The 12,085-nt window shown below is 40.7% G+C and carries 8 protein-coding genes; 7 read left to right on the forward strand and 1 reads right to left on the reverse strand.

Annotated elements, in window-relative coordinates:
- Positions 1-189: 189 nt before the first annotated feature.
- The 7 genes from DC498_RS12380 to DC498_RS12410 all read left to right on the forward strand — a co-directional run bounded on the left by DC498_RS12380 (position 190) and on the right by DC498_RS12410 (position 11,170).
- The gene (locus DC498_RS12380) at positions 190-4,503 is read left to right on the forward strand and encodes a PKD domain-containing protein (protein WP_116874477.1); all 4,314 of its coding nucleotides are present in this window, start codon (positions 190-192) and stop codon (positions 4,501-4,503) included.
- 9 nt (positions 4,504-4,512) lie between these two features.
- Positions 4,513-5,562 (forward strand): PorP/SprF family type IX secretion system membrane protein, encoded by a 1,050-nt coding sequence (locus tag DC498_RS12385; RefSeq protein ID WP_116874478.1) that lies wholly within the window; start codon positions 4,513-4,515, stop codon positions 5,560-5,562.
- Positions 5,563-5,668: 106 nt separating this feature from the next.
- Entirely contained in the window at positions 5,669-6,013 is a 345-nt protein-coding gene (locus tag DC498_RS12390; protein ID WP_116874479.1) for a T9SS type A sorting domain-containing protein, read from the forward strand.
- 124 nt (positions 6,014-6,137) lie between these two features.
- Positions 6,138-6,365 (forward strand): hypothetical protein, encoded by a 228-nt coding sequence (locus DC498_RS12395; RefSeq protein ID WP_206197600.1) that lies wholly within the window; start codon positions 6,138-6,140, stop codon positions 6,363-6,365.
- A gap of 176 nt (positions 6,366-6,541) precedes the next feature.
- Entirely contained in the window at positions 6,542-9,868 is a 3,327-nt protein-coding gene (secA, locus tag DC498_RS12400; protein WP_116874481.1) for a preprotein translocase subunit SecA, read from the forward strand.
- Positions 9,869-9,974: 106 nt separating this feature from the next.
- Complete coding sequence (deoC, locus tag DC498_RS12405) at positions 9,975-10,634, forward strand: deoxyribose-phosphate aldolase (protein WP_116874482.1); 660 nt, start codon at positions 9,975-9,977, stop codon at positions 10,632-10,634.
- Positions 10,635-10,726: 92 nt separating this feature from the next.
- Entirely contained in the window at positions 10,727-11,170 is a 444-nt protein-coding gene (locus DC498_RS12410) for an SPOR domain-containing protein (protein WP_116874483.1), read from the forward strand.
- Positions 11,171-11,217: 47 nt separating this feature from the next.
- Here DC498_RS12410 and DC498_RS12415 read toward each other — a convergent pair whose 3' ends face one another.
- Positions 11,218-11,895 (reverse strand): TapB family protein, encoded by a 678-nt coding sequence (locus tag DC498_RS12415; RefSeq protein ID WP_116874484.1) that lies wholly within the window; start codon positions 11,893-11,895, stop codon positions 11,218-11,220.
- Positions 11,896-12,085: the final 190 nt, after the last annotated feature.

Raw genomic sequence — 12,085 nt, forward strand, 5'->3', positions numbered from 1 at the left:
TATATAAAACTGCGGTATCCAACTTTGTTTTCAGGGATAACGTATATAATTCCGGTTATAAAACCATCAATCCACTCCTCTGAAAGTATAATTGCTTTCCTGTAAATTTCTGAACAAAAAATGCGATAGTTTTGCCGCCCATGCAACCCAAGGCATAGGTATCCGCACCCTTTATTAAATCATATTTGCTTGAAAAAAAGATTTTTCAATACCATATTCGTACTTCTTACCGGGCTAACCGTTTTTGCACAGACGCCTGTTGCAGATTTTTCAGCTTCAGTAGTTTCGGGGTGTGCGCCGCTTGGTGTGTCTTTTAAAGATTTATCCACAGGCAATCCAAAATACTGGGATTGGGATTTTGGAAATGGCCAGCTTTCCAATACCCAAAATCCCCGTGTAACATTTTCTCAGCCGGGAACATATACTGTTAAATTGGTTGTTCGTAATTCAAATGGCGCAAATGGCGTTACAAAAGAGGCATATATTACTGTATATCCTTCGCCTGTTGTATCGTTTTCTGCAGATGCCACAACAGCCTGCATACCCGCTGCAATAAATTTTACCGGTAATGCTACAACAACGGATGGTACAATTTCCTCGTATGCCTGGGATTTTGGTGATGGAGGAACATCTTCTTCACAAAATCCACAGCATAGCTATACTGAAACAGGTTATTACAATGTTGCACTAACAGCAACCAGCAGCAATGGTTGTGTTGGAAGAAGCGGGCGAAACAGGTATATAAGAATGGTTGCAGGTATTGAGGCGAATTTTGCCAGCACTCCGCCGGCAGAATGTAAACCGCCTTTTAATGTTGTATTTACCAATGAATCCAGCGGCCCGGGCACATTAACGTATCAATGGGATTTTGGTAATGGTAATACATCCACTGATAAGGATCCATCTAATATTTATAACAGCAATGGCAACTTCCAGGTAAAACTTACTACCACCAGCAGCTATGGGTGTGTGTCGACTATTGACAGCACTATTCCGGTTACCACCTTTGCTACTGCAATGAATATACCCGACAGCGCTTGTGTGAACCAGCAGGTGGTTTTTCAGAATGTATCAGCGCCCGGTGCGGTAACAACACTTTGGGATTTTGGAGATGGCACACAATCCGGGGATTTATCGCCTGTTAAAGCATATTCAGCCGTTAATAATTACACCGTAAAGCTTATCAGCAAATATGCTGATTGTGCTGATTCTGTAGCGAGAGTGATAAAGATTGTAAAGCCTGCGGTAGATTTTACAGCAACAGGTAATATTGGTTGTGGCGCGCCGCTCACGGTTAATTTTCAAAATACCACACCCAATACAACTGACTGGAAATGGGATTTTGGAGATGGTACGATCTCAACAGACCAGAACCCTTCACATGAATACCAAAAGCCGGGTAACTATAGTGTTACGTTAACGGTTACTACGGCCACGGGTTGTGAAGCGATAATTACAAAAGCAAACTTTGTAAAAATTACGCCTGCAACTATCAATATATCCAATTTACCCAGGGGCGGGTGCAGACCGCTTGCTGTTAGCCCGGTAGTAACGGCAACCTCACCAGATGGTATAGCTTCTTATTCATGGGATTGGGGTGATGGGAATATTTCAACAGGCACTAACCCCTCTCATAATTATCCAAACATAGGAGTTTATAATGTTGTATTAACCATTACCACAAATGGCGGTTGCGTACAGCAAATACCAAGAACGGTAACTGTTGGTGATGCACCTGCATCCGTTGATTTTTCCGCTGCTCCATTAACCTTATCATGCTCATCTGATACAGTAAAATTTACTGCAAATGCGCCGGGCGCTAACCAATGGTTATGGAATTTTGGTGATGGAGATACATCAACATTAGCAAATCCTGCGCATGTTTTCCAGGATACAGGAAAAATTTCAGTAACATTAATGGCAGGGAATAATGGATGTTGGGCTGCACCGGTTCCCAAAACAGATTTTATTACCATTCCCGCACCGGTTGCAAAATTTAAAGCAGATATTGATTGCAATAACCGTTTACAGGTAACTTTTACCGACATCTCTTTGATTAAAGCAGGTGACCCGGTAACCTATGAATGGGATTTTGGTGATGGGCAAAGCGATACCAACCAAAATCCCGGTCTACATCCTTACGCATCTCCCGGGGAGTATACTGTAAAACTTACCATAAAAAATAGCGGTGGATGTGAGAGCGTAAAAATTCAGAAATTATATCTCGACCCAATAGAAAAGAACTTTACTGTTTCAAAGGAGAAAGTCTGCCTGAACGAATCCATTACCCTTACTGCCTTAGAGGATAGTGTGAATGTTGCATCATACCACTGGACTGTTGGCGGGTCATCGTTTGACAGGGGAAAATCTTTTGATACATTGTTTGCCTCTCCCGGTCAACAAAAAATTTCACTGGTTGTTACAGATAAGTATAATTGTGTAGACACCAGTTCTCAAACCATTATAGTAAGTCAGCCGGTAGCATTATTTACGGCAGATGCACCTGGTGTGTGTGAAAACACTACAGTAACTTTTAATGATGGTTCTGTTGCTGATGCAGGCATAACCGAATGGTTGTGGGACTATGGCGATGGTAATACGGAAACATCTGCAGCCGCTCCATTTACACATCAGTATACAACAGCAGGCTCATATGCCGTAAAACTTACACTTAAAGATGACGCAGGATGTACTGCTGCCTATACCTTGCCGGCGAATATATTGGTAACTGCTCCAAAAGCCTCATTCGGAACCAATACACCTATGTTTTGCCCCGGTCCCGCTTTACATCTTAATGACTCTTCTGCGGGAGTTGGATTAAAATATGTATGGACATTGGGAAATGGTCAAACTTCTACAGACCGTAATCCATCTGCAGTGTACACAGAAGGAATATATACGGTGAAACTTGTAGTAACGGATACATTAGGTTGTACAGATTCTTTGATCCGCACTGATTATATTGACGTAAAAGCGCCGGTTGCTGCGTTTGATATCCAGGATACCGTATCTGTTTGCGGGCTGCTGGAAACAAAGTTTTTTGCAAAAGGAGAAAACTTTGAATCCTTTTACTGGGATTTTGGAGACAGCACGCAATCAACTTTAGCAAACCCGAAACATTTTTATGACACTTATGGCAGCTATACTGCAAAACTGTTTGTAAAGGGTTATGGCGGCTGTGTTGACTCAGCCGCTCACCAGATCAATGTATATAATCCGAATGCTGCAACCCAGATAAATTATACTGTTCCGTCATTTGCATGTAATGAATTAATGGTTGATTTTAACATAGCAACACCCTCGGGAACAGACTTTAAGTTTATGTATGGGGATGGCATCACAGATTCATCCGGGCAAACCAGTTTGCAGCATTTGTATAATTATCCCAATGCTTATCGTCCTTCTGTATTTTTAGAAGACCCTACAGGCTGCCAGGTGAGTGTAGCTGGTGGCTCAAGCATAAATATAAAAGGAGCAGTGCCGGTATTCAATATTGATCAGAAGAAATTCTGTGATTCCGGAACAATATATCTTACAAACTTTACCATTACCAATGATGCGCCAATCACATCTTATGCATGGAATTTCAGTGATGGCGGTACTTCTGGCGATATGACACCTGCAGCGCATCTGTTTACACAACCAGGGCTATACCCGGTATCATTAACCGTTACTACAAATAGTAATTGTGTTTCTACGTTTACAGATACGGTTCACGTATTGCGTACCCCTGACCCTGTTATTGATATGGATGCGATTACCTGTGTGAGCAGGCAGTTGAATTTTAACGCTGTGCTGGTGCAGGCAGATACTGCTATTACATGGAACTGGAATTTTGGCGATGGAAGAACCTCAGCAGAACAGGATAACCAGCTTACTTATGAAAAAACGGGCAGTTACCTGGTTACACTAACCGCAACGAATAGCCTTAACTGCAAGCGCACAGATTCACTTTCGCTGAATGTTGCGCCGCTTCCTGTAATTACAACGCAGGATATAACTATTCCTGTTAGCGGTCAAACCGCTATGCCGGTATCTTACAGCAGCGGTATACAAACATATACCTGGACTCCTCCATCTGCTTTGAGTTGTGCCAATTGTGCTGTGCCTGTAGCCAGCCCTGCTAAAACAACTACCTACACCGTTAACGTAACAGACAGCAATACGTGCACAAGCAGTGCTGATATTATAGTTACCGTAGCCTGCACTGCTGAAAATTATTTTGTGCCCAATACATTCTCACCAAATGGCGATGGTATGAATGATGTATTTTATCCAAGAGGAAGGGGGTTAGCGCGGGTTCAATCTATGAGAATATATAATCGTTGGGGTGCACTTGTTTTTGACAAGCGAGGCTTTACTGCCAATGATGCTTCTTCAGGATGGAGAGGAAATACAGGCACTGCAATGGCTCCTTCTGATGTATATGTATATGTGGTAGAATTTGTTTGTGATAATTCGCAGATCGTAACATTAAAAGGGAATGTAACATTAATCAGATAGCACTAAATTATGCTTACCAAACTGAACACATATTTCAAACATAATTTTCATTTGCGCATTACGCTCAGTATTGCCGCTATGATTATAGTGATGTCTGTTAAAGCGCAGGATCTTCATTTTTCACAATTTTTTGAAGCGCCGCTGGTTCGTAACCCGGCATTGGCAGGGTTGTTTGAAGGAGATGTGAAAGTACAGATGGTTTACCGCAACCAATGGGGAAGTGTTACAGTACCCTATCAAACCGGCTCTTTGAGCGGGCAATATAAATTTGGCGTTGGCAGGGGTGATGATTTTGTTACGGCAGGCTTACAGGTTTTATGGGATAAGGCAGGCACGGTTGCATTAAATACCACGCATCTCCTGCCTGTTGTAAATTATCACAAATCATTAAGCGGCGATAAGAACAGGTACCTCTCCCTGGGCTTTATTGGAGGCTGGGTATCACGCAGGTTAGATCGTTCAAAAGTTACTACCAATAACCAGTATGATGGCTTTGGGTATAACGGCTCCCTGCCTGACGGAGAAACCTTTCTTGCCAATTATTCTTACTTTGATGCAGGCGTGGGAATGAGCTATAATTCATCTATCGGAGAAAATAAGAATAATAACTTTTATGTAGGGATGGCTTATCATCACTTTAATAAACCTGTAAACAGTTTTTACGCTTCATTGCAGCATATGCCCAAATGGGTTGGCTCGGCAGGCTTAAGAACCGCAATGGGTGAATTGTCCTATATTACTTTAAACGCTGATGTGAGTATTCAGGGTCCTTTTAAAGAATGGATTGGCGGTGCAATGTTTTCCAGGAAAATTGGTGATGAAATTGTGCCGGACTATATTATACATGGCGGCGCTTATTTAAGATGGGGTGATGCTATTATACCTGTTGTAAAGCTTGATTACAATCCTTTTTCCATAGCATTTAGTTATGATATGAATATATCTGAGTTGCGCACCGCCAGCCAGGGCAGGGGTGGCTTTGAATTATCCTTAAGCTATACCGGCTTTTTAAACAGCAATGGCAGCACGAAAGACATTATCCGCTGTCCAAGATTCTGAGCCTAACAGCCTGAAAATGTTTGGTTAATTACCATTTATAAATTGCGGAACTATACTGGCGTGTACAAAATTTACGTTACTATTTGAGGATAATGTGTACTTTTATATGGTGAAAAATTTTACGCTGACATTTTTACTGGCGCTTATCTTACATTTTTCCGGCTCTTCGCAGGAAAAATTTGCTGTTGCCGCCAGGGAATCATCGGCAGTAAGACTCGTAAAATTCTATCCTAACCCCGCTACTACAAATATCACGTTCGAATTGCCCAAAGGCTCATCTTATACACTCCAGATATTTAATTTCATGGGTAAAAAAGTGTATGAAATAAAAAATACTTCGACAACAAACCTCGTAAACCTGAATGATTTTAATCGCGGTGTATATATTTTCCAGTTGCGCGATGCCGGTGGAAGAATAGTTGAGTCAGGTAAATTCCAGGTGTCTAAGTAACCTGCCGTTTATCATAATTTCCCCCCGTGTTTTTATGCTGCAATGTAATTTAGCGAGAGAGAAGGTTTGTGGTTTGTAGTTTATAGTTTATGGTTTTAGACTTTCCAACCATAAACTACAAACCATGAACTATAAACTACAAACCCGAAACTTATTTACTATGATCACTTTCTTGCTTTGGCTTATACTCTTTGTTATATGTGCTCCGCTGGCGATACTCGCATTGGTGCTATATCCTGTTATCTGGTTAATATTAATACCATTCCGTATAATGGGCTTCGCAGTTGAGGGCGTATTATCATTGATCAAATCCATCTTACTGCTGCCTTCAAGACTATTGCGGAAGATATAAATCCGGCATGGTTAAAGATTCGCAAAACAGTCATAAAGTCTTAAAACTCTTTACCTTCCTTCTTTGGTAGTTTTCTTACCTTTGTCCCCTTTCTGTCAATATGGCTGTTGTTAAAAGCAGCATTATATTTGACATAAAAAACAATACAAAAAACTCATTTATAATACATTCTCAACATGTTGCAATTTATTTCGAAGCTTTTTGGCGGGAACAAGTCGGAAAAGGATATGAAAGTCATTACACCTTTAGTTGCCACCATAAACCAGCATTTCGCTTCTTACAGCAGTTTAACCAACGATGAATTAAGAGGTAAGACTGCAGAATTTAAAACAAGGATTAAACAGCATATTGCTGACATAGATAATGAAGTTGCTGAACTAAAGAGTAAAGCTGAAGCGCTTCCTTTTAATGAAATAGTGCAGAAGGATGAAATATACCAGCAGGTAGACAAACTGGCCAAAAAGAGGAATGAAAAAATTGAAGAAGCGCTGAGCAATATTTTACCGGAAGCTTTTGCAGTTGTAAAAGAAACAGCGAGGAGATTTGCTCAAAACAGCGAACTTGAAGCTACGGCTACAGAACTTGACAGGGAATTAAGCATTAAAAAGCCAAATATTATCATTAACGGCGACAAGGTTGTTTATAAAAATAAATGGCTGGCTGGTGGTAATGAAATAACCTGGAACATGGTGCATTACGATGTGCAGTTGCTGGGTGGTATAGTATTGCACCAGGGTAAAATTTCGGAGATGGCTACCGGTGAAGGTAAAACGCTGGTATCTACTTTACCCGCTTACCTTAACGCGCTTGCAGATGAGGGCGTACATATTGTAACGGTGAATGATTATCTCGCAAAACGTGACTCTGAGTGGAATGGTCCCATATATGAATTCCTTGGTTTAACGGTTGATTGTATTGACAGGCATTATCCGAATAGCGCCGATCGCCGCAAAGCCTACCAGGCAAGCATTACATATGGTACCAATAATGAATTTGGTTTTGATTACCTGCGCGATAACATGGTACATAATCCTGATGAAATGGTGCAGCGCAAACACCATTATGCAATGGTAGATGAGGTGGATAGTGTATTGATTGATGATGCCCGTACACCGCTTATCATTTCAGGTCCTGTTTCTAAAGGCGGGGATGATCAGCAGTATATTCAGCTTAAGCCAAGAGTGCATCAATTGATTGAGGCGCAAAAGCAAATTGTAAATAAGGCACTCATAGAAGCAAAAAAACTGATTGCTGAAGGAAAAGACGATGCAAAGGAAGGCGGGCTTTGGTTGATGCGTGCATTCAGAGGCTTACCAAAGCATACAGCGCTTATTAAATATTTAAGTGAGCCTGGCATTAAGGTAAAACTCCAAAAGTCTGAAAATTACTATCTCGCAGATCAGCAAAAGCAAATGCATATTGTTGATGATGAATTATACTTTCACATTGATGAAAAGAACAACCAGGTAGAATTAACCGAGAAAGGGCTACAATATATTACTCGCTCAGGTGAAGATCCTAATTTTTTTATATTACCTGATTTAAGCATACTGTTATCTGATATAGAAAAAAGCAATGACAGCACAGACGAAAAATTATTGAAAAAAGAAAATGTACTGAATGAATATGGACAGAAAGCTGATCGTATTCACACTGTACAGCAATTGCTGAAAGCATATGCGCTATTTGAAAAAGATGTAGAATATATCGTAATTGAGGGACAGGTTAAAATAGTAGATGAGCAAACCGGTCGTATAATGGAAGGCCGCAGGTATAGTGATGGTTTGCATCAGGCAATAGAAGCAAAGGAAAATGTGAAGGTAGAAGCGGCAACGCAAACTTATGCTACCATCACACTGCAAAACTTCTTCCGTATGTACCACAAGCTTGCAGGTATGACGGGTACGGCGGAAACAGAAGCAGGTGAGTTCTGGAGCATATATAAGCTGGATGTGGTTTCTATTCCAACCAATATACCTGTAACACGTAAGGACGAACAGGACCTGGTTTACAAAACCAAGCGCGAAAAATATAAAGCCGTTATTGAAGAAATAGAAAAATTGCGCAACAGCGGACGCCCGACACTCGTGGGTACTACATCGGTTGAGGTAAGTGAATTGCTGAGCAAGATGCTGCAATCAAGAAAAATCCCCCATAATGTATTAAATGCAAAACAGCACGCAAGAGAGGCGCAGGTAGTTCAGGAGGCCGGTTTGGCAGGCGCTGTAACCATTGCTACCAACATGGCCGGTCGTGGTACGGATATAAAGCTCGGGGCCGGCGTTAAAGAAGCGGGAGGTTTGGCGATCATTGGTACGGAACGCCATGAATCACGCCGTGTAGACAGGCAGTTAAGAGGCCGTGCAGGTCGCCAGGGTGACCCCGGTACTTCACAGTTCTATGTATCGCTTGAAGATGATCTGATGCGCATGTTTGGCAGCGATCGCATCGCTTCCATGATGGACAGGATGGGCTATAAGGAAGGTGAGGTTATTCAGCATAGCATGATCACGAGGAGTATTGAACGTGCCCAGAAAAAGGTAGAAGAAAACAACTTTGGTATACGTAAACGCCTGCTGGAATATGATGATGTAATGAACAAGCAGCGTAATGTAGTATATACAAAACGCGAACACGCGCTGTTTGGTGAAAGGCTCGCGCTTGACCTTGACAATGCTTTCTACAGTGTTGGTGAAGGTTTGGTAAATTCTTTCCGTGAGCAGGACGATTATGAAGGATTTAAACTCGCCGCCATTATACATTTTGGTATTGATACTACTATTACACATGATGAATTTAAGAAGGATGACCTCAACAATGTAGCGGAGAAATTATACAATGAAGCATCTGCGCATTACCAGGAACGTAAAGGTGCTATTACCAGGCAGGCAATGCCGGTATTCCAGAATATCAAGTTGATGCAGGGCAATCATATTGAAAACGTGATTGTGCCGTTTTCTGATGGCAAGAAAGGGATACAGGTATTATCCAATATGCGCAAAACACTCGACTCCCAGGGGCTTGAATTAGCAAACGCCCTGGAAAGAACCATTACACTTGCAGTAATTGATGAGGCATGGAAGGAACATCTGCGTGCCATGGATGACCTGAAGCATAGTGTGCAAACAGCAGTATATGAACAAAAGGATCCGCTGGTAATTTATAAAACCACTGCTTTTGAAATGTTCCGCAATATGGATGGTGATGTAAACAGGGATATTGTTTCATTCCTTACACACGCGGGTATACCTGCTGAACAAAACGTGAACCAGATACGCGAAGGCAGGGAGCAAAAAACCGACATGAGCAAGATGAAGGTGAATAAGGATGAAATAGATGCAAGGGGCGATGATTACGCGGCAAATGAAAATGACTATTTCGATCCTTCAGCGCCGCCTGTTAAGCAGGAACCTGTAAAAGTGGGGCCAAAGATAGGGCGCAATGATCCTTGCCCTTGCGGCAGCGGTAAGAAGTATAAGCAGTGTCATGGGAAGGATGCGTAGAGGTATCAGGCATCAGCTATCAGGTAACAGGTGTCAGCTTTTAGTGTAACCATAGTGGGCGCTGATAGCTGACTGCTAATAGCTGATAGCTTAAATAAAACAACCATTGAACATATCTTCCTACATAGATCATACTATTTTAAGACCAACCACTATCCTGGCGGATATTGAGAAGCTTTGTAAAGAAGCAATACAATATCATTTTGCCGCAGTATGTGTACCGCCATTATTTGTTAAAACAGCAAAAGCATTATTAGCATCCACCCATATAAAAGTTGCCACAGTTATTGGCTTTCCCTTTGGATATTCAGCCATTGAAGCTAAAGTTGCTGAAACAGTATTGGCTATAGTGGATGGTGCAGATGAACTGGATATGGTAATGAATATTTCCGCTGTTAAAAATAACGACTGGGGATACATTGCACAGGAGATCAATACTATACTGCCTATAATCAGGAATAGCAACAGGTGCCTGAAAGTGATTATAGAAAGCGGTATTTTAACAGACCAGGAAATTATTCGGTGTTGCGAAATGTATGGTGTGGCCGGCGTAGATTTTGTAAAGACTTCAACAGGTTATGCTGAAAGGGGTGCAACGGTTGAGGCGGTGAAATTAATGCGCAAGACCCTGCCGGCTTATGTTAAAATAAAAGCATCCGGAGGTATTAAAACCTACGATTTTGCCAACCAATTAATTGAAGCAGGTGCAGACCGGCTTGGTTGCAGCGCGGGTGTTGATATTGTTAAACAATCAATGACGGGTTAGTAACTTATATTCTTTTAACAAAGTTCATTACCGGTATAATTATAATTCAGGTTATATTAGCATCCTATCCTTAATTTTAAACATCGTGGTATATGAAGGCAGGCTTATTTTTTTTAATAGTGTGTTTCAGTCTTACGCTGAATGCTCAAACGATAGATACTGATACACTGAAAAATATTACTGTTCAAAAAGACCCGCGTATTGACATACTTGTAAAAAGGAATAAGGATATTAATGAAGAAGTATACCTGAAAACAATACGCAATATGCAGGGCTACCGGATACAGGTAATCAATACAAACGATCGCAATAAAGCTTTGGACATTAAAACGAAATTATTGAACGAGTTCCCCGGAGAAAAAACATACCTCATATACCATTCTCCTTATTTCAAAATTCAGATTGGCAATTTCTTGAAGAGAGAAGATGCAGATAAGTTAATGTTCCGCGTAAAAAAACTTTACCCAACCGGGGTATTTATCGTTCCCTCACGTGTGGAGCTTAAGCCAACCAAAGATGGTGAATTGATATTATGATAAATTGATGCAGAAGTTTGTAATAATCAATTTACAGAAACAGGCTTTTAATTTATGGCAACTATCTCAGTATAACCTGTGCTGTTTGTGGTTTTAATAATACCTGCTGAAGGATTAAACCATTCAGTAGTTTCAAACTGGATAGGAATAGATATCGGACCAGTTTTGATACTAAGCTTTGTTGTTGACTTTATAACAAAACAATCCCACGCTCCCGCTGATGTTGAAACTTTCTCCTTGCCGGCTACTGCTCTTTCGGTTATCTCCATTTTTAATATAAGTTCTAAACCGTTTTTATCAGCTTCCATTTCAAAAATGCCATCTTTAAGCCTGTCGCCAGGTTGTAATGCTATGGGATATTCGAGAAAAGCTGCTTTTTCTTTAATTGCTGCATTTTTGAATTGCTCTATTTGCTGTTGAGGAAGAAAAAATTTCATATCAAGCAAAAGAATATTTCCGTTGCATTTTACATTACAAATATTGCTGCCAATCAGTTTTTGTAGTTTGTCGAATATCTGCACATTAATTTGTGAGGAGCTTGTATTGCCTTTTACAGAGATATTAGATATTTTATATACTATCTGTCCATCATCATCACCTCGTCTGGTATAGCTGGCTAACTGAATAGTTTTTTTACCGGAAGAAAAATATAATGAACCACATTTTTGTGCGGCAAGCTCCAGGAAAGCAATTGTAAGGAAAATAGTAAACAGTAAACTTTTCATTATTGGTTATGGGATTGACAGGAAAGATAGTAATAAAAAACCTTATAATGGTACAAGTGGTTTAACGGATATAAGGAGAAAGCTCCTGGAAAAATTACGTAGGCTCATATCTTTACTACTGTGGGACTTGTACAAAACGAAAGTTTCAATCACATCTGCCAGGAAAATAATAAAGGATTATTTGTGGAAA

Origin of the sequence: Terrimonas sp. (genome assembly GCF_003075435.1) — a bacterium.
Classification (GTDB): Bacteria; Bacteroidota; Bacteroidia; order Chitinophagales; family Chitinophagaceae; genus Agriterribacter.